Annotated in this window: 27 protein-coding genes and 1 pseudogene; 26 read left to right on the forward strand and 2 right to left on the reverse strand. The window is 60.4% G+C overall.

The features are described 5' to 3' along the window. Window positions 1-77: 77 nt before the first annotated feature. The 17 genes and pseudogenes from urtB to EDF70_RS02955 all read left to right on the forward strand — a co-directional run bounded on the left by urtB (window position 78) and on the right by EDF70_RS02955 (window position 12,636). The gene (gene urtB / locus EDF70_RS02875) at window positions 78-1,685 is read left to right on the forward strand and encodes an urea ABC transporter permease subunit UrtB (protein ID WP_132271728.1); all 1,608 of its coding nucleotides are present in this window, start codon (window positions 78-80) and stop codon (window positions 1,683-1,685) included. Further along, window positions 1,682-2,749: pseudogene (urtC, locus tag EDF70_RS02880) on the forward strand (urea ABC transporter permease subunit UrtC); the annotation flags it as partial. The gene urtB and the pseudogene urtC, both read left to right, overlap by 4 nt. A gap of 110 nt (window positions 2,750-2,859) precedes the next feature. Next, entirely contained in the window at window positions 2,860-3,621 is a 762-nt protein-coding gene (gene urtD, locus EDF70_RS02885) for an urea ABC transporter ATP-binding protein UrtD (protein WP_132271730.1), read from the forward strand. A gap of 92 nt (window positions 3,622-3,713) precedes the next feature. Then, window positions 3,714-4,232: a hypothetical protein gene (locus tag EDF70_RS02890; protein WP_132271731.1), complete on the forward strand. Its 519-nt coding sequence runs from the start codon at window positions 3,714-3,716 to the stop codon at window positions 4,230-4,232. A 19-nt stretch (window positions 4,233-4,251) separates the two neighbouring features. Then, window positions 4,252-4,947 (forward strand): urea ABC transporter ATP-binding subunit UrtE, encoded by a 696-nt coding sequence (gene urtE / locus EDF70_RS02895; protein WP_132271732.1) that lies wholly within the window; start codon window positions 4,252-4,254, stop codon window positions 4,945-4,947. Between the two features lie 212 nt (window positions 4,948-5,159). Further along, window positions 5,160-6,302: a polyhydroxybutyrate depolymerase gene (locus tag EDF70_RS02900; RefSeq protein WP_132271733.1), complete on the forward strand. Its 1,143-nt coding sequence runs from the start codon at window positions 5,160-5,162 to the stop codon at window positions 6,300-6,302. Next, window positions 6,239-7,063 carry an urease accessory protein UreD gene (locus EDF70_RS02905; RefSeq protein WP_132271734.1) on the forward strand — a complete coding sequence of 275 codons (825 nt, stop codon included), beginning with the start codon at window positions 6,239-6,241 and terminating at the stop codon, window positions 7,061-7,063. The genes EDF70_RS02900 and EDF70_RS02905 overlap by 64 nt, the downstream gene beginning before the upstream one ends. 21 nt (window positions 7,064-7,084) lie before the next feature. Beyond that, a complete protein-coding gene (locus EDF70_RS02910) occupies window positions 7,085-7,387 on the forward strand; it encodes an urease subunit gamma (RefSeq protein WP_132271735.1) in 303 nt (100 codons plus the stop codon). 10 nt (window positions 7,388-7,397) lie between these two features. Further along, complete coding sequence (locus EDF70_RS02915) at window positions 7,398-7,661, forward strand: DUF1272 domain-containing protein (protein WP_132271736.1); 264 nt, start codon at window positions 7,398-7,400, stop codon at window positions 7,659-7,661. An 11-nt stretch (window positions 7,662-7,672) separates the two neighbouring features. Further along, window positions 7,673-7,978 carry an urease subunit beta gene (locus EDF70_RS02920; RefSeq protein WP_132271738.1) on the forward strand — a complete coding sequence of 102 codons (306 nt, stop codon included), beginning with the start codon at window positions 7,673-7,675 and terminating at the stop codon, window positions 7,976-7,978. A 1-nt stretch (window position 7,979) separates the two neighbouring features. Then, entirely contained in the window at window positions 7,980-8,336 is a 357-nt protein-coding gene (locus tag EDF70_RS02925) for a GFA family protein (RefSeq protein ID WP_132271740.1), read from the forward strand. 19 nt (window positions 8,337-8,355) lie between these two features. Next, complete coding sequence (locus EDF70_RS02930) at window positions 8,356-8,778, forward strand: lysozyme inhibitor LprI family protein (protein WP_132271742.1); 423 nt, start codon at window positions 8,356-8,358, stop codon at window positions 8,776-8,778. Between the two features lie 72 nt (window positions 8,779-8,850). Next, the gene (locus EDF70_RS02935; protein ID WP_132271743.1) at window positions 8,851-9,120 is read left to right on the forward strand and encodes an AbrB/MazE/SpoVT family DNA-binding domain-containing protein; all 270 of its coding nucleotides are present in this window, start codon (window positions 8,851-8,853) and stop codon (window positions 9,118-9,120) included. Beyond that, on the forward strand, window positions 9,117-9,518 hold the full coding sequence (locus EDF70_RS02940) for a type II toxin-antitoxin system VapC family toxin (RefSeq protein ID WP_132271744.1): 402 nt from the start codon (window positions 9,117-9,119) through the stop codon (window positions 9,516-9,518). The genes EDF70_RS02935 and EDF70_RS02940 overlap by 4 nt, the downstream gene beginning before the upstream one ends. Before the next feature lie 5 nt (window positions 9,519-9,523). Beyond that, complete coding sequence (ureC, locus tag EDF70_RS02945; protein ID WP_132271746.1) at window positions 9,524-11,233, forward strand: urease subunit alpha; 1,710 nt, start codon at window positions 9,524-9,526, stop codon at window positions 11,231-11,233. A 22-nt stretch (window positions 11,234-11,255) separates the two neighbouring features. Further along, the gene (locus EDF70_RS02950; RefSeq protein WP_132271748.1) at window positions 11,256-11,939 is read left to right on the forward strand and encodes a TIGR02117 family protein; all 684 of its coding nucleotides are present in this window, start codon (window positions 11,256-11,258) and stop codon (window positions 11,937-11,939) included. Between the two features lie 154 nt (window positions 11,940-12,093). Continuing rightward, a complete protein-coding gene (locus EDF70_RS02955; RefSeq protein WP_132271750.1) occupies window positions 12,094-12,636 on the forward strand; it encodes a peroxiredoxin in 543 nt (180 codons plus the stop codon). 60 nt (window positions 12,637-12,696) lie between these two features. On the opposite strand, the gene EDF70_RS02960 is transcribed toward EDF70_RS02955, so the two are convergent. Next, window positions 12,697-13,743 carry a LacI family transcriptional regulator gene (locus EDF70_RS02960; RefSeq protein ID WP_132271752.1) on the reverse strand — a complete coding sequence of 349 codons (1,047 nt, stop codon included), beginning with the start codon at window positions 13,741-13,743 and terminating at the stop codon, window positions 12,697-12,699. A 366-nt stretch (window positions 13,744-14,109) separates the two neighbouring features. Between EDF70_RS02960 and EDF70_RS02965 the strand changes: the two genes are divergently transcribed. From EDF70_RS02965 to ureG, 9 genes are all read left to right on the forward strand, one after another. Beyond that, window positions 14,110-15,339, forward strand: a complete 1,230-nt coding sequence (locus tag EDF70_RS02965) for an ABC transporter substrate-binding protein (protein ID WP_132271753.1) — start codon at window positions 14,110-14,112, stop codon at window positions 15,337-15,339. 101 nt (window positions 15,340-15,440) lie between these two features. Further along, window positions 15,441-16,343, forward strand: a complete 903-nt coding sequence (locus tag EDF70_RS02970; RefSeq protein ID WP_132271755.1) for a sugar ABC transporter permease — start codon at window positions 15,441-15,443, stop codon at window positions 16,341-16,343. Beyond that, entirely contained in the window at window positions 16,336-17,280 is a 945-nt protein-coding gene (locus EDF70_RS02975; protein ID WP_132271757.1) for a carbohydrate ABC transporter permease, read from the forward strand. The genes EDF70_RS02970 and EDF70_RS02975 overlap by 8 nt, the downstream gene beginning before the upstream one ends. A 5-nt stretch (window positions 17,281-17,285) precedes the next feature. Beyond that, window positions 17,286-18,404: an ABC transporter ATP-binding protein gene (locus EDF70_RS02980; protein ID WP_245519021.1), complete on the forward strand. Its 1,119-nt coding sequence runs from the start codon at window positions 17,286-17,288 to the stop codon at window positions 18,402-18,404. A 231-nt stretch (window positions 18,405-18,635) separates the two neighbouring features. Beyond that, window positions 18,636-19,397: a sugar phosphate isomerase/epimerase gene (locus tag EDF70_RS02985; RefSeq protein ID WP_132271759.1), complete on the forward strand. Its 762-nt coding sequence runs from the start codon at window positions 18,636-18,638 to the stop codon at window positions 19,395-19,397. A gap of 24 nt (window positions 19,398-19,421) precedes the next feature. Continuing rightward, complete coding sequence (locus EDF70_RS02990) at window positions 19,422-20,555, forward strand: Gfo/Idh/MocA family oxidoreductase (RefSeq protein ID WP_132271760.1); 1,134 nt, start codon at window positions 19,422-19,424, stop codon at window positions 20,553-20,555. Between the two features lie 142 nt (window positions 20,556-20,697). Next, entirely contained in the window at window positions 20,698-21,186 is a 489-nt protein-coding gene (ureE, locus tag EDF70_RS02995; RefSeq protein WP_132271762.1) for an urease accessory protein UreE, read from the forward strand. A 6-nt stretch (window positions 21,187-21,192) separates the two neighbouring features. Next, window positions 21,193-21,864 (forward strand): urease accessory protein UreF, encoded by a 672-nt coding sequence (locus tag EDF70_RS03000; RefSeq protein ID WP_132271764.1) that lies wholly within the window; start codon window positions 21,193-21,195, stop codon window positions 21,862-21,864. A 396-nt stretch (window positions 21,865-22,260) separates the two neighbouring features. Next, window positions 22,261-22,872: an urease accessory protein UreG gene (gene ureG, locus EDF70_RS03005; protein WP_132271765.1), complete on the forward strand. Its 612-nt coding sequence runs from the start codon at window positions 22,261-22,263 to the stop codon at window positions 22,870-22,872. Window positions 22,873-22,897: 25 nt separating this feature from the next. Here the strand turns inward: ureG and EDF70_RS03010 are convergent, their stop codons facing one another. Then, on the reverse strand, window positions 22,898-23,581 hold the full coding sequence (locus EDF70_RS03010) for a Crp/Fnr family transcriptional regulator (protein WP_132271767.1): 684 nt from the start codon (window positions 23,579-23,581) through the stop codon (window positions 22,898-22,900). Between the last annotated feature and the right edge of the window lie 162 nt (window positions 23,582-23,743).

The raw sequence follows: 23,743 nt of genomic DNA on the forward strand, positions 1-23,743 counted from the left end.
TCCCCCCTTGTGGGGGAGATGGCCGGCAGGCCAGAGGGGGTAATGCCCCCGACGCCAGCCACCCGGGGGACACACATATGCTTATCCGTTTCATCACTCTCATCTTCCTGATCCTCGCCTCTGCCGCGCCATCCTTCGCGCAAGCGCCGGACCCAAAGCCGCTGTTCAACCAGCTGGCCGATGCCGATTTCAATGCGGCTGAAAAGCTTGTCGGGCAGATCGCCACGACCGGCGATACCCGTGTCGTGCCGGCGCTCAATGCCTTTGCCGAGGGTGACCTCTATTTCCGCAAGTCCGACAAGGCGGTGTTCGCCGCGAAGCCTGCCGGTGCGCAGCTCGAGCTGATCGACCCGGTAACGGGCGAGAGCGCCGGTCAGGTTGCCAAGGGTGCGGTGACAAAAATCAGGATCAACAACAATCTACGCCGCGCCATTCGCGCCGCTCTCGGTGGCCTGACGCTGATGAGCCCGGATCGCGGCACGCGGCTTTCTGCCGCCGATGCCATCCTGCGCTCGCCAAGCGCCGAGGCGCTCGATCTGGTCGAGGCCGCCCTTGCCAAGGAAACCGACGCCACCGTCAAGGCGCGCATGGAAGAAGCCCGCGCCGTGTCGCTGCTTTCCTCCGACCGTTCCATCGATGACAAACGCGCCGCCATCGCAACCATCGGCAAGCTCGGCGGACGGGACGCGCTCGGCATCCTCAATGCGGTTTCCTCCTCCATCGATGCCAGCCTCAAACCCGATCTCGATGCGGCGATCACCGCCATCCAGAACGAACAGCAGCTGTGGGACATGGCGCAGAACGTCTGGTACGGCCTGTCGCTCGGCTCGGTGCTGCTGCTTGCCGCCATCGGCCTTGCCATCACGTTTGGCGTCATGGGCATCATCAACATGGCGCATGGCGAAATGGTTATGCTCGGCGCCTATTCCACCTTCGTCGTGCAGCAGGTGATCCGCGAAAATGCGCCCGGCCTGTTCGACTGGTCGCTGACGATAGCGCTGCCGGTCGCCTTCCTCGTCACCGGTGCGGTTGGCCTTGTGATCGAGCGCGGCGTCATCCGTTTTCTCTATGGCCGGCCGCTGGAAACGCTGCTCGCCACCTGGGGCATTTCGCTGATCCTGCAGCAGAGCATCCGCACCATCTTTGGTCCGACCAACCAGGAAGTCGGCAACCCGTCGTGGATGTCCGGTTCGTTTCCGGTTGGCGGTATGACGATCACCTGGAACCGCATGTGGATCGTCGTCTTTTCGCTGTCGATCTTTGTCGGTCTGCTGCTTCTGATGAAACGTTCCGCCTTCGGCCTGCAGATGCGCGCCGTCACCCAGAACCGCCGCATGGCCTCGTCCATGGGCATCAAGACGCCGTGGGTGGACGCCTTCACCTTCGCGCTCGGCTCCGGCATTGCCGGGATTGCCGGGGTGGCGCTTTCCCAGATCGACAACGTCTCGCCGAACCTTGGCCAGAGCTACATCATCGATAGCTTCATGGTCGTGGTGTTCGGCGGCGTCGGCAATCTCTGGGGCACGCTGGTGGGCGCTCTGTCGCTCGGGATCCTCAACAAGTTTCTCGAACCGTCGGTCGGGGCCGTGCTCGGAAAGATCCTCGTGCTCGTGCTGATCATCCTCTTCATCCAGAAACGTCCGCGCGGCCTGTTCGCGCTCAAGGGAAGGGCGATCGAAGCATGATTTCCGCCTTCATCTTTCGTGCCCTGAAAGGCCATATCGTCGTCACCGTTGCCGTCATCCTCGCTTTCGCGGTGCTGGTGCCGGCCTCCAACCTGCTGCTGGCGCCTGACCATGCCCTGCACATCCCGACCTATGTCATGTCGCTGATGGGCAAATATCTTTGTTATGCGCTGCTGGCGTTGGCGCTCGATCTGGTCTGGGGGTATTGCGGCATTCTCTCGCTCGGCCACGGGGCGTTTTTCGCGCTCGGCGGTTATGCCATGGGCATGTACCTGATGCGGCAGATCGGTTCTCGCGGCGTCTACGGCAATGCCGACCTGCCGGATTTCATGGTCTTCCTCAACTGGAAGGAATTGCCGTGGTTCTGGTACGGGTTCGACATGTTTCCGTTCGCGATGCTGATGGTGCTGTTCGTGCCGGGCCTGCTCGCCTTCGTGTTCGGCTGGTTCGCATTTCGCTCAAGGGTGAACGGCGTCTATCTGTCGATCATCACCCAGGCGATGACCTATGCACTGATGCTTGCCTTCTTCCGCAACGACATGGGGTTCGGCGGCAATAACGGCCTGACCGACTATAAGGAAATCGTCGGCTTTTCCGTGCAGGGCGGCGGTACGCGTGCGGTTCTGTTCGCCATGTCGGCGCTGATGCTGGCGCTTTGCCTGCTGATTGCCTCGGCCATCGTCAATTCGAAATTCGGCAAGGTGCTGGTCGGCGTTCGCGATGCCGAAAGCCGGGTGCGGTTTCTCGGTTTCCGCGTCGAAAACATCAAGCTGTTCACCTTCGTCGTCTCGGCCATGTTTGCCGGTATTGCCGGTGCGCTGTTCGTGCCGCAGGTGGGCATCATCAATCCGGGCGAATTTGCGCCGGCCAACTCGATCGAGGTCGTCGTCTGGACAGCGGTCGGCGGGCGCGGCACGCTGATCGGGCCGATCATCGGCGCGGTTCTGGTCAATGCCGGCAAAAGCTATTTCACCGGTGCCTTCCCTGAACTCTGGCTGTTTGCGCTGGGCGGGCTGTTCATTGCCGTCACGCTGTTCCTGCCGAAAGGGATCGTCGGCACCATCCAGAGCGGTTTTACCGGGCGCAAGGCGATGCGGGCCGCAGCCGATGCCGAAAAGGGCCGTGGTGACGTGACCGCGGTCGCGCAGGCGGCGGAATAGGAGAGGGCGCCAAGATGAACACGATTGCCGAAACACGCTCGAAAAGCCTGCTCTATCTGGAGGATGTCTCCGTCTCCTTCGACGGGTTCAAGGCGCTCAATTCGCTTTCCTTCGTCGTCGAGCCGGGAGAGCTGCGCGCCATCATCGGCCCCAACGGCGCCGGCAAGACGACGATGATGGATATCATCACCGGCAAGACGCGGCCGGACACGGGCAAAGTGCTGTTCGAGGATGAGATCGACCTGACCAGAAAGGATGAGGCCGATATCGCCCAGCTCGGCATAGGCCGCAAATTCCAGAAGCCGACCGTGTTCGAAAGCCATACGGTCTGGGACAATCTGGAACTGGCGCTGAACCGGCCGCGCGGGGTGTTTTCAACATTATTCTACAAGCTTTCGGCCGAAGACACCGCGCGTATCGAAGAAATCCTCGACACGATCCGCATGAGCCACCGCAAAAACGAACTCGCCGCCAATCTAAGCCACGGCCAGAAACAATGGCTGGAAATCGGCATGCTGCTGGCGCAGGAGCCAAAGCTGCTGCTGGTGGATGAGCCGGTGGCGGGCATGACCGATGCGGAGACGGCCGAGACGGCGGTGCTGTTGCGCGAGATCGCCAAAAGCCGTTCGGTCGTGGTGGTCGAACACGACATGGGCTTTATCCGCGAGCTTGGCGTCAAGGTGACGTGCCTGGCGGAAGGCTCTGTTCTTGCGGAAGGCTCGATCGACTTCGTGTCGAGTGATCCCAAGGTGATCGAAAACTATCTCGGTCGATGACACAAGCTGGCGCGGTGGAGAAAAACTTCAAGTCTTGCAGATGATGATGGAACACGCTGTAAAGGCAGCGTTTTTTACTTTGGGGTTTCATCATGGCTTTGCTTGGCATTCTGGTTATGGCAATCGGCGGCGCGGCCGTCTGGTACTGGCGATTGAAGATGGTGCGCGAGGCGGGCAGCGAAGTCATCGACTCGATCGAACGCATGCGTGGCGCCTTCAAGCGCCGGCAGTTTCGCAAGAAGGCGGAGGCCGCACCGCTCGCTTCCATCGCCGATCCGGCGATCGCGGCGGTGGCCTTCTTCTTCTGCATCGCCAAGGAGAAGCCGATCTATCTGGAGGCGGCCAAGGATGTCATCCGCAACCGCATGGCCGGCATCATCCGGCCGGGCGACATGGATGAAGTGATGGTGTTTTGCGAATGGGCTTCGAAAAACACCATCAATCCGGAGGATCCGATCCGCCGCTTCCGCGACATGTGGATGAAGGCGCTGGATACCAACGAACGGATACAGCTGATCGGCATTGCCGAGGAAGTCGCCGAAGTCGGTGGTGACCGGACGAATGAACAGGAGCAGGCGCTGCAGGTGCTCAGGCGCACGCTCATGAGTTGAACAGAAAAGGGTTTTGGGGATGCTCGCAGTCAACAATGTCAATCTGCATTACGGTGCCGCACAGGCGCTGCGCGGCGTCTCCATCCATGCCGAAATGGGCAAGATCACCTGCGTGCTCGGCCGCAACGGCGTCGGCAAGTCGTCGCTGCTTCGCGCCGTGACCGGCCAGAAGCCGGTCAGCGCCGGCACGATCTCGTTTGATGGTGCATCATTGAACGGGCTTTCGCCCTATGTGCGCGCCAAGCACGGCATCGGTTATGTGCCGCAGGGGCGCGAAATCTTTCCGCTTCTGACGGTGAAAGAAAACCTCGAGACCGGTTATGCGCCATTGGCGCGCAGCGAGCGTACCATCCCTGACGAAATCTTTACCCTGTTTCCAGTTTTGAATTCCATGCTGTCGCGTCGCGGCGGCGATCTGTCGGGCGGACAGCAGCAGCAATTGGCCATTGGCCGCGCCATGGTCACGCGCCCGAAAATTCTCGTGCTGGACGAGCCGACCGAAGGCATCCAGCCATCGATCATCAAGGATATCGGCCGCGCCATCCGGTATTTGCGGGATTCCACCGGCATGGCGATCCTGCTGGTGGAGCAATATCTCGATTTCTGCCGGGAACTCGCCGACCATGTCTACATCATGGATCGTGGCGAGATTGTGCATGAGGGGGGCGCCGAAACGCTGGATACGGCAGAAGCAAGGCGTCACCTGACCGTCTGACGCGTTTTTTGCGCCACAGCTGCCATTTATTGCATGGCTGCTACCCGGTGCGACTATTTAAATCGCTTCTAATAAGTGCTATTCAACTGCCATTCAGACAGTCGAAATCCACCCCGCACCCTATGATGAGGCGCTTGATGGCATTTGAACGCATGAACGCTCGATCTGGTTCCCAAGCTCTTGGCACTTTTTTTGCGACAGGAGCTTTTTTCTTGGCCGCCGGCCTTGGAATGGCGCATGCCGGATGTGGCGAGACCTATAAGCCGGGTCGCCACCTGACAACGATCGAAGCCGATGGCGTCAAGCGTTCAGCTGTCTATTACGTGCCGTCCTCCTATACGGGCAAGGACAAGGTCGCCGTCGTTTTCGATTTCCACGGCAGCAACAGCAATCCCGATGGTCAGTTGACCCGCAGTTCCTGGGACAAGGTTGCCGAAAAGAACGGTTTCATCGCTGTCGCTCTGCAGGGCAGCATTGCCGGCAAGACGCCCGGCACCTTTGCCTGGAACGTTCCCCATGTCGAAGTCAGCAAGGCGATCATTCCGCAGGGCGGGCAGGGTGGTCTCGACGAGATTTCCTTCATCGACGAAGCCGTCGATGAGGTGAAGGACGATTTCTGCGTCGATCCGAACCGCATCTTTGCCTCCGGTTATTCCGGTGGTGGCCGCATGCTGTCGGCCTATCTGTGCGCCGGTGGCGACGATTTTGCAGCGGCAGGTTTTGTCAATTCGCTGCGCGCCGGCCGTCCGCTGGAAGCCGATGGCAAGTGGGGGCCTGACAAGGCCAATTGCAGCCCTGCCAAGCCGGTCTCGATTGTCGCCTTCGCGGGCGAGAAGGATCGCCAGAACCCGTATTCCGGTGGCGGTTCCGCCTATTGGCAGTATGGTTTCAAGACCGCCATCCAGCGCTGGACCGATCTTGATGGCTGCACCGGCAATGGCCGCACGGACACCGTCAACGGCGTCACCTACGGCGTTTACGACACCTGCAAGAACGGCGCCCGCATCGCCGCCTATTCGTTTGCCAATGGCACGCATGACTGGCCGAAGCCGACCGAGAAGGAAACTGTCATCGCGGCGGCCACCGACAGCGCCAATGGCGTCGTCAAGGTCTCGGCCACGGCCCGGAAGCCGGCCTTCGATGCCAATATTGACCCGGCCTATCGTATGTGGGACTTCTTCGGCAAGGCCGACAGCACCGATGTCGTGGCAACCGCCGCGCAGCCAAAGGCCAAGGTAACGGAAGCCGCTGCCAAGGATTGCATGGCAACCGGCGACAGCCAGGACATGACGTGCAGCAGCAGCCAGACCACCGACATGCGCCGCAACGGGCAAGGGGCGAAGGGCGCCTTGTAACCAAGGCGTTCCAGGGCCGTACGCGGCTTTCCGAATTCTATCAGGAAGGTTGCGCCAAGATCCGCCTGCCGGAAACGTTTTCTCCGGAAATGGAGGCGATTCTGATCAATACGTCCGGTGGGCTGACCGGCGGAGACAGAGTGGGGTGGAAGATCGTCGCCGGTGATGGGACGGCGGCGACGATCACGACCCAGGCCAATGAGAAGATCTACAAGGCATCCGCCGACACCGCGCGTCTCGATACGCGCATCGAGGTCGGCGAGGGGGCAGTCGTTCACTGGCTGCCGCAGGAAACCATTCTTTTCGACCGCTCATCGCTGACGCGCAGCCTTGAGGTCGATCTCCACGAAAATTCCGAATTTCTTGCCGTCGAAGCGGTTCTGCTTGGTCGCAAGGCGATGGGCGAGGCGGTCGTTAGCGGATTTTTCCGGGATCGCTGGCGCATCCGGCGTAGCGGAAAGCTCATCCATGCCGAGGATTTGCGCCTAGAGGGTGAAGTCGAATCATTGTCTGACCAGTCGTCGGTTCTGTCCGGCCAGGTGGCGTTTGCGACGCTGTTTTACACCGGGCCGCGCGCCGAAGCGCTTCTGGCGCGGCTTCGAAGCGTGCTCGGTGACGCAAATGCGGGCGCAAGCCTCTGGAATAACAAGCTGATTGCCCGAATAACCGCCATTGACGGCTTCGCTTTGAGAAAAATCCTCGTACCGGCAATTTCCGTATTGCGTAATGGCGCGCCAGTGCCGAAAGTCTGGCATATCTGATCCGATAAGCTTGGACGTTCCATGAACCTGACCCCACGCGAAAAAGACAAGCTGCTGATTTCCATGGCGGCCATCGTTGCCCGCCGCCGCCTCGAGCGTGGCGTGAAGCTCAATTATCCCGAAGCCATCGCGCTGATTACCGATTACGTTGTTGAAGGCGCGCGCGACGGCCGCGCGGTCGCCGACCTGATGGAAGCCGGTGCCCATGTCGTGACTCGCGAACAGGTGATGGATGGCATTGCCGAAATGATCCACGACGTGCAGGTGGAAGCCACCTTTCCCGATGGCACCAAGCTGGTGACCGTCCACGAACCGATCCGCTGAGGAAAAGCCCATGGCACTGGCCCTGCGACCCAATTGCGAATGCTGCGACAAGGATCTGCCTCCGGATAGCCGTGAGGCGATGATCTGCACCTTCGAATGCACATTCTGCACCGATTGTGCCACCGATACGCTTGGTGGTTTCTGCCCTAATTGCAGCGGCGAATTGGTGCGCCGTCCGGTGCGCCCGGTGGCGGCGCTCGTCAACAATCCCGCATCGACGGTGCGGGTGCTGAAGCCCGAGGGCTGCAAGCCACAAATCGCTTTAACCGCCTGAGGGAGTGATTCATGATACCCGGTGAAGTCATTGCCGCAAAAGGCGAAATCGAGCTGAATGCCGGCGCGCCGACCATTTCGATCGATGTGTCCAATACCGGCGACCGGCCAATCCAGGTGGGCAGCCATTACCATTTCTTCGAGACCAATAACGGCCTTGCCTTCGATCGCGACAAGGCGCGCGGCATGCGGCTGGACATTCCTGCCGGCACGGCGGTGCGTTTCGAGCCGGGCCAGACCCGCTCGGTGACGCTGATCCCGCTCTCGGGCAAACGCGAAGTCTACGGGTTCCAGCAAAAAATCATGGGAGCGCTCTGATATGGCAGCTAAACATTATATCGGCGGCTGCCAGTGTGGCGCAGTCTCGTTCGAAGTGGATGCCGATCTCGACAAGACCGTGACCTGCAATTGTTCGCGTTGCCAGCGTCTCGGTGCCGTGCTGACATTTACGCCGCGTGCGGCGTTTGATCTGAAATCGGGTGAGGAGAATCTTACCGAATACCGCTTCAACTCGAAAAAACTGCAGCACCTGTTCTGCAAGACCTGCGGCATCCAGAGCTTTTCCTATGGCACGGCACCCGACGGCGCCGAAATGGTAGCGCTCAACGTCAACTGCCTGGAAGGCGTCAATCCGCGCGAACTGACCTCCTATCATCACGATGGGGCGGCGGCGTGAGATGCGAAAGGGCCGGCGAATGCTGAAACTGGCGATCATGCCGCTTCTGTGCGGCTGCGTGCTGTTGACCGATGCGCCGATGTCGAATGGTCAGGAGCCGGATGTCGATTGCGACAAGGCCGAGACGCAGACGGACATGACGATCTGCGCGCAGCGCGATTTCGGTGATGCCGATGACGAGCTGAACGCCCAGTACAGGATCACCCGAAGCACCATGCGCCAGCAGGATGCGGATGGCATACCGGAGACAAGGGGCGCTGAAGATGCTCTCGTCAAGGCGCAGCGCGCCTGGGTCAGCGACCGCGATGCGCAATGCACGTCGGCCGGTTTTCAGGCGCGTGGCGGTTCGATGGAGCCGATGCTGGTCGCCAATTGCCAGGCCGAACTGACGCGCGCGCGGACCGAAGAGCTCAAAAGTCTGGCCGATGGGCTGGAGAACTGAGAGCGGCCAAAATTGTTGAGATGACGAAGATCGGTTAACATAGGTACATTGCGAAAACCGGGATCAACGCTGATGGGCAGGTTCGAAGCAAAAACGACGATGGACGGGACGGCGACCATTCCGGCCGAAGTCCGCGACGTGCTCGGGCTGCAGCCGGGCGGCGCCTTGCAGTTCATCGTCGATGACGACGGGAAGGTGACGGTGGTTGCCAAGACCAGTGATCTTGCGCATCTGCGCGGCATTTTCGGCAAACACGAAGGCCCGCCGATCGATATCGACGAGGCGATCATGGAGACGGTGGCGCGTCGTACGGCTGTTGACCGCACGGAGGACGATCCTTGATCGGACTCGATACCAACATGCTGGCGCGCTATTTTCTGGACGATGATCCGCTTTGGTCACCTCGTATTGCACGGTTTTTCGCAGAAAATCTTTCCGAGCGCAGACAGGGTTATATCAACCCGATCACCTTGACCGAGCTTGTCTGGGTTCTGCGCCGCAGGCCAGAATATGATCGGGCGGCTCTTGCGGGTGTCATCGAAGGCATCCTGTCCTCCACCAGTCTCGTCGTTGGCGAGGCCATCAAACGTGCGCTTGCCTCGTTCAAGGCAGGCAGTGCCGGATTTGCCGATTATCTCATTGCAGAACTCAACGAAGCCGCTGGCGCGTCACCCACCGTGACGCTCGACCGGCAGGCTGCCAAAAAAACTCCGTTCATTCCGTTTTCTCAGGAAGCCTGATCCCCATGTCCTACAAGATGTCCCGCGCCGCCTATGCCTCGATGTTCGGCCCGACCACCGGCGATAAGGTGCGGCTGGCCGATACCGAATTGTTCATCGAGGTGGAGAAGGATTTCACCACCTATGGCGAGGAGGTGAAATTCGGCGGTGGCAAGGTCATTCGTGACGGCATGGGCCAGAGCCAGGCGACGCGCGCGCAAGGGGCTGTCGATACCGTCATCACCAATGCGCTGATCGTCGATCATTCCGGCATCTACAAGGCCGATGTCGGCCTGAAGAACGGTCGCATCCACGCCATCGGCAAGGCCGGCAACCCCGACACCCAGCCCGGCGTGACGATCATCGTCGGTCCTTCGACTGAAGCCATTGCCGGCGAAGGTAAGATTCTGACGGCCGGCGGCATGGATGCGCATATCCACTTCATCTGCCCGCAGCAGATCGAGGAAGCGCTGATGTCGGGTGTCACCACCATGCTGGGCGGTGGTTCCGGCCCGGCCCACGGCACGCTGGCCACCACCTGCACCGGGGCGTGGCACATCGAGCGGATGATCGAAAGTTTTGACGCCTTTCCGATGAACCTGGCGCTGGCCGGCAAGGGCAATGCCGCACTTCCGGCGCCGCTGGAAGAAATGATCCTCGCCGGCGCCTCGTCGCTGAAGCTGCACGAGGATTGGGGCACGACGCCGGCTGCCATCGACAATTGCCTCACCGTTGCCGATGCATTCGACGTGCAGGTGATGATCCATACCGACACGCTGAACGAGAGCGGTTTCGTGGAAGACACGGTGGCTGCCATCAAGGGGCGCACCATCCATGCCTTCCACACGGAAGGGGCGGGCGGTGGCCACGCGCCGGATATCATCAAGATCTGCGGCAATCCGAACGTCATTCCATCGTCCACCAATCCGACGCGCCCCTATACGGTCAATACGCTGGCCGAACATCTCGACATGCTGATGGTCTGCCACCACCTGTCGCCGTCCATTCCGGAAGACATCGCCTTCGCCGAAAGCCGTATCCGCAAGGAAACCATCGCGGCCGAAGACATTTTGCACGACATCGGTGCCTTCTCGATCATCTCTTCCGATAGTCAGGCCATGGGCCGTGTCGGCGAAGTGGCGATCCGCACCTGGCAGACGGCCGACAAGATGAAGCGCCAGCGCGGCCAGCTGAAGGAAGAGACTGGCGACAACGACAATTTCCGCGTCAAACGCTACATTGCCAAATATACGATCAACCCGGCGATCGCGCATGGCGTCAGCCATGAGATCGGCTCGGTCGAAGTCGGCAAGCGCGCCGATCTGGTTCTCTGGAACCCGGCCTTTTTCGGCGTGAAGCCGGAAATGGTGTTGCTCGGCGGCTCGATCGCAGCGGCTCCGATGGGCGATCCGAATGCGTCGATCCCGACACCGCAGCCGATGCATTACCGGCCTATGTTTGCCGCTTACGGCAAGCTGCGCACCAATTCCTCCGTCACCTTCGTATCGCAGGCCTCGCTCGATAACGGGCTGGCGCAGCGCCTTGGCGTCGCCAAGCAGCTTCTGGCCGTGAAGAATGTTCGTGGTGGTATTTCCAAGGCGTCGATGATCCACAATTCGGCAACGCCGCATGTGGAAGTGGACCCGGAAACCTATGAAGTGCGCGCCGATGGCGAGCTTTTGACCTGCGAACCGGCGACGGTTCTGCCGATGGCGCAGCGGTATTTCCTGTTCTGATGGCTTTGCGACTGGCGAGCCTATGAGACGGTTCTGTCGCTGGCTGCTGGCCGCGATCCTTGTTGTCGTCTTTGCAGTTGCCGTCGGGACATTTGTTCCGCGGCCATTGTTTGCGCCCGAACGTGCCGTCTCCACCGGCGATACGCGGCGCATTCTCGTCCTGTCCAACCCGATCCACACCGATATCGCCATCCCGCTGAACGATGAGACCCGTGCCGCCTACGCCTACCTCGGATCCTCCGGCATTCCCGTTGCTGATCCTCGTGCGGAATGGCTGGTGATCGGCTGGGGAGGGCGGTCGTTTTATCTGGAAACGCCGACCTGGGCCGATCTGAAGCCGATGCCGGTCTTTCGGGCGCTGACCGTGGATCGCTCGGTCATGCATGTCGATATCGCCGGACCGATCGACGAAACCCATCCTTCGGTGCGGGCTTTCGATCTTTCACCCGTCGAATTTCAAAATCTGTCCGGCTTCATCCAAGGCAGCTTTGTCCGCGAGCAGGGTGAGGTCGCTCTCATCCCCGGTGCCGGTTATGGCGGTTACGACCAGTTTTTCGAAGCCCATGGTTCGTTCAACGCCCTTGTCGGCTGCAATACCTGGACGGCGGGTGCGCTGCGCGCCGCCGGCCTGCGCACCGGTGTGTGGAATCCCTTGCCGCAGACGCTGGTTCTGTCGCTCGATCTCTTCAATCCGGCCGAAAAATGAGCGCGTCCGTCGCCCGAGCAATGCTTCCTGTGAATAGCTGCTGTGCAGTGCAGGATTTTGTTAAGAAGATTGCTGCGCTGCGGGAAAATTGTCTTTAGAGAAAAGTCTTCTGCCTCTCTACGGGGCAAATGTTCATTTTATCTCGGAGACAGTCATGCTGGGCAAACGCGTTCCCCAAGTCACCTTCCGCACCCGCGTGCGCGATGAAGCCGTTGGTGGCCCCAACCCCTTCCGTTGGCAGGACGTCACCTCGGCCGACTATTTTGCCGGCAAGCGCGTCGTGCTGTTTTCGCTGCCGGGCGCGTTTACACCGACCTGCTCGACTTTCCAGCTGCCCGATTTCGAAAAGCTCTTTTCCGATTTCCAGGCCGAAGGCATCGACGCCATCTACTGCATGTCGGTCAATGACGCTTTTGTCATGAACGCATGGGCCAAGAGCCAGAACCTTGCCAACGTCACGGTCATCCCGGACGGTTCGGGCGAGTTCACCCGCAAGATGGGCATGCTGGTCGCCAAGGACAATCTCGGTTTCGGCATGCGCTCGTGGCGTTATGGCGCCATCGTCAACGATGGTGTCGTCGAGCAGTGGTTCGAGGAAGAAGGTTATTCCGACAATTGCGAGAGCGACCCTTACGGTGCGTCTTCGCCGCAGAACATTCTCGAAAACCTGCGCGCCATGAAGATCGCTGCCGAATAATTTCGGTTCGATCGGCTGCACAAACTTCGAAAGCCCGGCCGCGCGCCGGGCTTTTTGCGTTCAGTCCCTTGGCCCCATGCTGGACCAGATCGGGCCGGCAATGCTTTGCAGGAGATCCGGCGCTACGCCGTCGATGCGGGCCAGCACCGCCTTGGCCAATTCCTGTCCCGCATGGCGCACGTCCTCGGTGACGGTGAGGATTTCCGGGCGGATCCAGTTCAGAAACTCGGCCGACTGTTTGGCGACGATATCCACATCATGGCCGAGCCTGCGGCCAGCCGCCTCTATGCCGGCCACCAGCGCGATCGTCGATGAGCCGCTGAGCGAGACGATGCCATCTGGCGGTTCCGGCAGGCGCGACAATCGCTCGGAATGGCTGCGCAGCTCGTCCAGAGGGGTCTCGGTGGTGAGGCGCCCCATGGAGACTTCCGTCGCCTGAAAATCCGCAAGCGCCCGCTCAAAGCCGATGCGGCTGTGCAGGTGGTAGGAAAAGCGGCTTTGTGGTGCCAGCAGCGCGATACGGCGGCGGCCGCGTTTCACCAGTCGCTCGACCGCCTGATAGACATAGGCCTCATTATCGAAATCGTGGAACGGGTGGGCAATGCCCATGTCGGTGCGGCCATGGGTGACGAAAGGCAGATTGCGCTCGATCATCAACCGGACACGCGGGTCCTCCGGCTCGATGCGCGAGATGATCACCCCATCCGCCGAGCCGGTGTCGAGAATATAGCGCACCGGCACCATCGGGTCCTTCTCGAAGGAATGCGGGGTGACGACGAGGTGATATTGCGTGCCGCCCAGCACTTCCGAAATGCCCTGAACGATGGCGCTGGTGAAACCCATCAGTTCCTGCTCGATGCTGAGCACCAGCGCGATGACATTGGTCTTGCCGGTGCGCAGGCGCACGCCGGCGCGGTTGGGCTGATAACCGAGCTGGCGCGCGACGAGGCGTACACGTTCCTTGGTATCGGCGCCGATATCCGGTGCATCCTTCAGGGCGCGCGACACCGTGGTGATGCCGAGCCCGGTCATGTAGGCGATGGTTTTCAGGGTCGGCCGCTCGGTGACGGATGCCCCGCGGGAAAATCTTCTGTCTTCGTCGTCCATGGCTGCCGTTCGCGCTGGAATTGCCGCTTTGGAAAGCTGCGTGTCGATGCAAACCGTTTCTTACGGTAAAAAACTGTAACGTTACAGTGATTTTTCAGACCGGATATTCTCGCAGGTACGACAACCTGCAATTTTACATAGACACAACGCAGACGCACAACATTTTTGCATCTGCGAAGAAGTGTGATGTAGATGACGTCATAAAATATTGAAATTAAACATTTTTTATGAATTCCCTGATGTGAGTGATTTCAGTCTCCGGTTGAAAACATCGCCGGGTTAAAATTATTCGTCCAATCTCGGGTTGCCACCCAGAAATCTTTGCCCTAGCTTTTTACTGCAACGTTTCAGTGAGGGAGGAGACTCATGCGTATACGTGCTTTTGCAGCTGTCATGGCTGCCACAGTGGCGCTGCCCTGTATCGTTCAGGCGGCTGATCTGGAAGTCACGCATTGGTGGACGTCAGGCGGTGAAGCCGCCGCCGTCAAGGAACTGGCCAACGCATTCAACGCAACCGGCAACAAGTGGGTGGATGGTGCCATTGCCGGTTCCGGCAGCACGGCGCGTCCGATCATGATCAGCCGCATTACCGGTGGTGATCCGATGGGCGCCACCCAGTTCAACCATGGCCGTCAAGCCGAGGAACTGGTGCAATCCGGCCTGATGCGCGACCTCTCCGAGGTGGCGGAGAAGGGCAAGTGGAAAGAGGTGATCAAGCCGGCGAGCCTGCTCGACAGCTGCACATTCGAGGGCAAGATCTATTGTGCCCCGGTGAACATCCACTCCTGGCAGTGGCTGTGGCTTTCCAATGCCGCTTTCGAAAAGGCGGGTGTGCCGGTGCCGAAGGACTGGAACGAGTTCGTTGCAGCCGCGCCGAAGTTGAAGGAAGCCGGCATACAGCCGCTGGCGCTTGGCGGCCAGCCCTGGCAGGCCAACAACCTGTTCGATGCACTCGCTCTTTCGCTTGGCGGCAAGGAGCTGTTCGAAAAGGTCTACAAGGACAAGGATGAGGAAGCCGCCGCCGGCCCGGAAATGGCAAAAATCTTTGCCGCAGCCGTGCAGGCACGCGAGCTTGCCAAGGGCAACAACGTGCAGGACTGGAACCAGGCGACCAATCTCGTCATCACCGGCAAGGCCGGCGGCCAGATCATGGGCGATTGGGCGCAGGGTGAATTCCAGCAGGCCGGCCAGACCGCCGGCAAGGAATATACCTGCCTTGCAGGCCTGGGCTTGAACGAGGTTCTGGCGACGGGTGGCGATGCCATCTATTTCCCACTGCTCAAGGACGAGGCCAAGATCAAGGCTCAGGACGCGTTGGCTGAAACCATCGTCGATCCGAAAGTGCAGGTCGCTTTCAACCTCAAGAAGGGCTCCGTGCCGATCCGCGGTGACGTCGATATGGCGTCCGCCAATGATTGCATGAAGCAGGGCATCGCCATCATCGCCAAAGGTGGCACCACCACCAGCGTCGACCAGCTTGTGACTGCCGATACGCAGAAGCAGAAGGAAGACCTGATGGCGGAGTTCTTCTCAAAGGAGATGACGCCGGAAGCCGCGCAGGAGCGGTTCGCCGAGATCATCGGTTCCGCGGACTGACAACCGCTTTCCATCGCTCAACCTGACCGGCCCCGCTTGATTGTGGGGCCGGACGGAACACCGCGGCCGAAAATGCGCCGCCGGCCGATCGAGGAAGACATATGGCGCAATCCACCCCATCTGCCCGACCCAGTCAGCTTTTCCGCAATCTCAATTCGAAGATTGCCTCCATCCCGATGATCTTTGTCGCCCTGGTGATTTTCCTTGGCGGCTCCGTCTGGACCGTCGTTTATTCCTTCACCAATTCGCGGCTTCTGCCACGCACCAATTTTGTCGGCCTCGACCAGTATGAACGGCTGTGGGCCTCGGCGCGCTGGATCGTCTCGATCCAGAATCTGGCGATCTACGGCATCCTGTCGCTGATCTTTTCGCTCGTTGTGGGGTTTGTCCTGGCGGCGCTTATGGACCAGAAGATCCGTTTCGAAAACGTCTTCCGCAGCATCTTTCTCTATCCTTTTGCACTGTCCTTCATCGTCACCGGCCTCGTCTGGCAATGGATCCTAAATCCGGAATTCGGCATTCAGGCGATCGTCCGTTCGCTCGGCTGGGAAACGTTCGAGTTCAACCCGGTCTATGATCCCGACATCGTCATCTATGGCATCCTGATCGCCGGCCTGTGGCAGGGCACGGGTCTCGTCATGTGCCTGATGCTGGCCGGGCTCCGCGGCATCGACGAGGATATCTGGAAGGCCTCACGCGTCGACGGCATTCCCATGTGGCGGACCTATATCTTCATCGTCATCCCGATGATGCGGCCGGTTTTCGTCACCACGCTGGTCATCATCGGTGCCGGTATCGTCAAGCTCTACGATCTCGTCGTGGCGCAGACATCTGGCGGGCCGGGCAATTCGTCCGAAGTGCCGGCCAAATATGTCTACGACTACATGTTCCAAGCGCAGAACCTGGGGCAGGGGTTTGCCGCATCGACGATGATGCTGCTCACCGTTGCCATCATCATCATTCCCTGGGCTTATCTCGAATTCGGAGGGCGCAAGCGTGGCTGACGTTTCCACTCTCAAGACGGTTGCCGCCGGTTCCGGCGCTGCTGCAAACAGACTGTCCGCAGGTCCGCGCGGCAGAAAGCCGAAACGTGTCCTGTCGCGCCGCAACATCATGCTCTACGGCATCCTCGGGCTGGCCGCGCTCTATTACCTTCTGCCGCTTTACGTGATGGTTGTGACCTCGCTGAAGGGCATGCCGGAAATCCGCCTCGGCAATATCTTTTCGCCGCCGGTGGAAATCACCTTCGAGCCCTGGGTGAAGGCGTGGGCCGAAGCCTGCACCGGTCTCAATTGCGACGGGCTTTCGCGCGGGTTCTGGAATTCCGTGAAGATCATGATCCCGTCCGTGGTGGTGTCGATCTTCGTTGCCTCGGTCACCGGTTATTCGCTGGCCAACTGGCGCTTCAAGGGATCGGAACTGTTCTTCTCGATCCTCATCATCGGGGCCTTCATTCCCTATCAGGTGATGATCTACCCGATCGTCATCGTGCTGCGGGAACTGGGCATTTACGGCACGCTGACCGGGCTGATCATCGTCCACACGATCTTCGGCATGCCGATCCTGACGCTGCTGTTTCGCAATTATTTTGCATCGCTGCCGGAAGAACTGTTCAAGGCAGCTCGCATCGATGGCGCCGGCTTCTGGCAGATCTATGGGCGCATCATGTTGCCGATGTCGTTGCCGATCTTCGTGGTGGCGATGATCCTGCAGGTGACCGGCATCTGGAACGACTTTCTGTTCGGCGTCGTCTTCACCCGGCCCGACACCTATCCGATGACGGTGCAGCTCAACAACATCGTCAACTCCGTGCAGGGCGTGAAGGAATATAATGTCAACATGGCTGCGACGCTTTTGACCGGCGCCGTGCCTCTCATCGTCTATTTCTTATCCGGCCGCCTGTTCGTCCGCGGCATCGCCGCCGGCGCAGTGAAGGGATGACCCCCATGAACGTAGTTCCCATGCAATTTTCCAAGGCCAATCACAGCGTTTCGGTGCGTGACCTGACACTTTCCTTCGGGGCGCTGACGGTTCTCGGAAATCTCAATCTCGATATTCATGATGGCGAGTTCCTCGTCCTGCTCGGCTCATCCGGCTGCGGAAAATCGACGCTGCTCAACTGCATCGCCGGCCTGCTGGAGCCGACCGAAGGGCAGATTTTCATCAAGGACAAGAACGTCACCTGGGAAGAGCCAAAGGATCGCGGCATCGGCATGGTGTTCCAGTCCTATGCGCTTTATCCGCAGATGACGGTGGAAAAGAACCTCTCCTTCGGGCTGCGGGTGGCCGGCATGCCGAAGGAGGATATCGCCAAACGCGTGGCGCGGGCGGCGGAAATCCTGCAGATCGAGCCGCTTTTGCAACGCAAGCCGGCGGCCTTGTCGGGCGGCCAGCGGCAGCGTGTGGCGATCGGCCGGGCGCTGGTGCGGGATGTCGATGTGTTCCTGTTCGACGAGCCGCTGTCCAACCTCGACGCCAAACTGCGCTCCGAACTGCGCGTCGAGATCAAGCGGCTGCATCAGCAGCTGAAGAACACGATGATCTACGTCACCCATGACCAGATCGAGGCGCTGACGCTGGCCGACCGCATCGCCATCATGAAGTCGGGCGTCATCCAGCAGCTCGCCGATCCGGTCACCATCTACAATCGCCCCAACAACCTGTTCGTCGCCGGTTTCATCGGCTCGCCCTCGATGAATTTTTTGCGCGGCGAACTGGTGGAGGAGGGCGGTCGCACCGTCTTCAGCACCCATGGCGTCAGCTTTTCGCTCGATGGCTACGAGACGTCGGAAACGCTGAAGGCCGGTCGCAAGGTCGTGCTCGGAGTGCGTCCCGAGCATATCAAGGTCGATGGTGATCTCGCCGGTGAGGAAGTGCATGAGGCGGTCGTCGATATCGAGGAGCCGATGGGGGCCGATAACCTCATCTGGCTGAAGCTCGCCGGCCATACGATCTCGGTGCGTGTCGGTGGCGCGCGGCGTTATGCCATTGGCGCTGAGGTGCGGTTGGGTTTCGACATGCGTATGGCGTCGGTTTTTGATGCCGGGACGGAGGAGCGGATTTGATGGGTTTCAGGATAAATAAGACCCCGCCCCAAACCCGGCCGGGGCGAGCCACGGGTCTCGCCCGTCCTTCGGACCCCCACAAGGGGGAGGGGCTTAATCTAGCCGATCCGCCGAAGCCTACTTCGAGGCAAGAGATCGCCACAAATTTTCTCCCCCCTTGTGGGGGAGATGGCCGGCAGGCCAGAGGGGGACTTCTCCCACAAGCCAAAATTTCATTTCAAGGAGGATGACATGACGACTTTAGGGTTCCAGCTTTACAGCGCCCGCAATTTTCCGCCGCTGTCCGACACGCTCAAACTCGTGGCCAGCGAAGGCTATAAGGAAGTCGAAGGTTATGGCGGTCTTTACGCCACGCTCGACGAGGCTGCCCTCAAATCCTTCCGCGCCGAACTCGATGCCAATGGCCTGACCATGCCGACCGGCCATTTCGGTCTCGACCTGCTGGAAAAGGAGCCGGCGCAGGCGCTGCTGATCGCAAAAACGCTCGGCATTACCGGCATCTATTGCCCGCATCTGGTTGCTGACCAGCGGCCGGGTGACGCCGAGGGCTGGTATGCATTCGGCAAACGTCTTGCCGAAGTGGGCAAGCGGTATCAGGATGCCGGTTATACCTTTGGCTGGCACAACCACGATTTCGAGTTCAAGGCGCTGCCCGATGGCTCCACCCCGCAGGAGCAGATCTTTGCCGGCGGGCCCGACCTTGCCTGGGAAGCCGATATCGCCTGGGTGATCCGCGGTGGTGCCGATCCGTTCGCCTGGATCGAAAGCTACGGCAAGAAGATCACCGCAGTCCATGTGAAGGACATCGCACCGGCCGGTGAAAATACCGACGAGGACGGCTGGGCCGATCTCGGCCATGGCACCGTGCCGTGGAAGGATCTGCTGGAGGCGCTGAAAAAGACGCCGGCCAAACATTTCGTGCTGGAGCATGACAACCCCAACGATGTCGTGCGACTTGCCAAGCGTTCCATCGCCTCGTTCAACACCTACTGATTTTTCAGATCGCGGAGTATTTCCATGTCCAAGGAACTGGGCGTCGGCATCATCGGATGCGGCAACATTTCCACTGCCTATTTCTCTCTTGCACCGCTCTTCAAGGGCCTGAAAATCCTTGCCTGCGCGGATCTCAACCCCGAAGCTGCAAAACTTCGGGCGCAGGAATATGGCGTGAAGGCGCAGACCATTCCCGAGCTGCTCGCCAATGGCGAGCTCGATGTGATCGTCAACCTCACCATCCCGGCGGCGCATTTCACCGTGTCGAAGGCGATCCTCGAGGCCGGCAAACACGTCTATTCCGAAAAACCGCTGACGGTGACGCTGGAGGAAGGCAAGGAATTGCAGGCGCTCGCCAAGTCGAAGGGACTGGCCGTCGGTTGCGCGCCCGACACCTTTCTGGGCGGTGCGCATCAGCTGGCCCGCCAGTATATCGATGAAGGCAGGGTCGGCCGCATCACCTCGGGCACATGCCATGTGATGAGCCCCGGCATGGAGATGTGGCATCCCAATCCCGGCTTCTTCTTCCTCAATGGCGGCGGGCCGATCCTCGATCTCGGCCCCTATTACATCGCCAACCTGATCAACTTCCTTGGCCCGATCAAGCGGGTTGCAGCGCTGACCTCGATGGCTAGCCCGACGCGCCTGATCACCAGCGAGCCGCTGAAGGGCCAGAGCATTCCGGTCGAGACACCGACCAATATCCATGCGCTTCTGGAATTCGGCAATGGCGCCACCATCACGCTGTCGGCCAGTTGGGATGTGTGGTCGCACCGCCATGCCAATATGGAACTCTACGGCACAGAAGGCTCGATCTACGTGCCTGACCCGAACTTTTTTGGCGGCGTGGTGGAAGCAAGCGGCCGCGACAAGGATATCCAGTCGCTCAAGGACTGGGATCATCCGTTCGGCAAGGCCAATCAGGAAAGCCCGCAAGGGCCGCGCGCCAACTATCGTACAGCCGGCCTTGCCGACATGGCGACGGCGCTGATCGAGGGACGCGATGTGCGTTGCTCGATCGACCGGGCGCTGCATGGCGTCGATGTCATGACCTCCATCCTTCGTTCAGGCCAGGATGGCAGTTTCGTCGCGACCACCACGACCTGCACTCAGCCGGCAGCGCTGGGGATCGACGAGGCCCTGGCGCTGTTGCGCTGACAAAGTGGTGTGACGCGCGAGGCTCACCCGGTGCCCCTCCCGGGTGAGCCCTCCTTGTTTCTGCGGATCATCTTGCCGTCGGGCTTGTGCTGGCGGCCACTGTTGGCAATGATGCGGCCAACCGTATTCGAGTGGGAAGACCATGCAGCACATTCACTATTATCGCCCCGCCGGCGTCGTCACCGATCCGCCGATCGACACCGTCAGCCTGCCGCACGACCTGCGCCATCTGCGCCGCAAGCTGCTGCATCTGTCGAATGGCGACATGGTCATGCTCGACCTCAAGGAAGCGGTGCTGTTCCACCATGGCGACCGCCTCGTGCTCGACAATGGCGACACGATCGAAGTGCAGGCGGCGCCGGAAAAGCTTTATGAAATCAACGCGCGCGACACGCTGCATCTGATCGAACTCGCCTGGCATCTCGGCAACCGCCACCTGTCGGCGCAGATTGAGGAAGAGCGCATTCTGATCCTGCGCGACCATGTCATCCGCGCCATGCTGGAAGGCCTCGGCGCCAAGGTCTATGATGTCGAGGAACCGTTTCAGCCGGCGCGTGGCGCCTATCATGCGCATGGCGGGCATGGCCATGACCACGGTCATGTGCATGGCCCCAACTGCAATCATGACTGAGCAGGCATGACATCCACCTTCGATACGCAAGCCCTGCTGCGGCTGATGGCATGGCTGTCGCCGGCCTTTCCGGTGGGCGGTTTTGCCTGGTCTGGCGGGCTGGAGCGGGCCGTGCATGACCGGCTGGTGACGGATGCCGATGGTCTGACGGGCTGGCTGCGAACGGTGCTGGCGCATGGTTCGCTTTTGAACGATGCGGTGCTGTTTTGCGAGGCTTGGCGGTGTTCTGAGGATGAAGAGGCGCTGGCGTCTGTCTCCGAACTTGGGCTGGCGCTGGCCGGCTCGGCGGAACGCCATGCGGAAACGCTGTCGCTCGGCAAGGCGTTTGTAACGGGTGCTGCGGCATGGCCGCATCCGGTGTTCTCCCGTCTGCCTGTGGATTTGCCGTTTCCGGTGGCCGTCGGTGCCGTTGCCGCCGCGCATGGCGTGCCGGCCGACAAGGCGCTTGCCGCCTATCTGCATGCGGCGGTGTCGCAATGGATTTCGGCAGCCATCCGTCTCGGTGTCTGCGGTCAGGCCGATGGCGTGCGGGTTCTGGCCGGCACGGAGGCCGATATCGGCGCGATTTCGGTGCGGGCAGGGGCGCTGACGCTGGACGATCTGGGTACGGCGACCGTGCAGGCGGAAATTGCGTCGCTCAGGCATGAGGTGCAGCATTCGCGGTTGTTCCGGTCCTAGGTGTGGTGAGCGGGTTGCCGGTTGCCTTTCATTCGAATGCGGCCTGTTTTTCTGATTTCGACGGCAGAGATATGGATTGCGGAGGGCACCGTTCACCCGATCTCCCCCCATGTGGGGGAGATGCCCGGCAGGGCAGAGGGGGGCAATCTAGGTGCAAAGGGGCCGATTTGGATTTACCTGCCGCTCCGTTGCTCACCCCCCTCTTTCACCTTTCGGTGACATCTCCCCCACATGGGGGGAGATCGAAGGGAGGTCGTGGTTCTGTCCCAATTCCAGATGCGGCATCCCTGCGACTGGCGGGGGGCGGGCAGCAAAACCCACCACCGGCATCTTCCCCATTGCACCACAATTGCGCGGCGTTATTCTCGCGCGCAGCATAATGACAAGGACATTTTCATGAAATCGGCAAACGGTCCCCTGCGGGTCGGTATCGGCGGTCCGGTCGGTTCCGGCAAGACGGCGCTGACGGAGAAACTCTGCAAGGCGATGCGCGAGAAATATTCGGTCGCCGTCGTCACCAACGATATCTATACGAAGGAAGATGCCGAGGCGCTGGTGCGGATGCAGGCGTTATCCTCAGATCGCATCGTCGGCGTCGAGACGGGCGGTTGCCCGCATACCGCCATCCGCGAGGATGCGACGATCAACCTGCAGGCCATTGCCGGCCTCAACCAGCGTTTTCCCGATCTTGACGTGGTGTTCATCGAATCCGGCGGCGACAATCTGGCGGCGACCTTTTCGCCCGATCTCGCCGATATCACCATTTACGTGATCTCCACCTGTCAGGGCGAGGAAATCCCGCGCAAGGGCGGGCCGGGCATCACCCGCTCGGACCTTCTGATCATCAACAAGAAGGATCTGGCGCCTTACGTCGATGTCGATATCGACGTGATGGACCGCGACGCCGCCCGTATGCGCGAGCAGAAACCGCATGTGTTCACCGATCTGAAGCGCGGCGAAGGCATCGAACATGTCGTGCGGTTTCTGGAAGTGCAGGGCGGCCTGTGAGCTGCCCCTGATCGGGTGTGCCTGATCAGACGACTTCGCGCAAAGCCTGAACGTCGCCGATCTGGATCATGCGGCCGCGAACCGTCACGCCGCGCGGGCGAAGTGTCGAGAAGGCACGTGACAAAGCTTCCGGGGCCAGACCCAGCATGCCGGCCAGAAGGTTTTTCTGGAAGGGAAGCTGGACGGAGGCCGGGCCGCGGTCGATCGGGCAACGTTCCAGAAGATAGTCGGCGACGCGCTGCGGCGCGGTGTTGAGGCGATCGCTGCCGACGCAATGCATCGTGTCGATCAGGTGCTGGGAGAGGCAGGTCATCACCGAGCGGGCGATATTGCTATCTTCTTCCGCCAGACGGCGAACGGTGCCGAGGTCGAAGCGGGCAAGCGTTGCGGTATCGGCGGTCTGGGCGTTGAACGTGTAATCATCGCCGCCATAGATCATGCATTCGGCAAAAACGTCATTCGGCTGGCAGATGCGCACATCGGCGTGGCGGCCTTCGCGGCTCAGCCGGAACAGGCGGACGTAACCGTTCAGGACACAGTAGAATGCGTCGGCATTTTCGCCCTGACGGAACACCGAGGAACGTCCCTCGCGTTCTTCGACGATGGCGCTGTCGAGCATGCGCTGCAGGGAACGTCCCTGAAGGCCGGTGAGCAGTGTCGTCTTCAGGAGCTGGCTGCGCTCGCTGTCGGTGATGGCGTGTTTGTTCATCGTAGCAGTTCCTCCTTTGCCGGGGGCTAAAGGGCCGGCGGTTTTTCGATAGGAGGAGGATAGCGGATGGCCTGACAGGCAATTTGATGTTCATCAAACTGCCTGCCGGAAAATGCCGCTTGTGTCATTTGACCGCAGTTGCGGGTGTTGCAAACCCTGCTG

The sequence above is a fragment of the Neorhizobium sp. JUb45 genome (assembly GCF_004343585.1).
In the GTDB taxonomy this organism is placed as follows: domain Bacteria; phylum Pseudomonadota; class Alphaproteobacteria; order Rhizobiales; family Rhizobiaceae; genus Neorhizobium.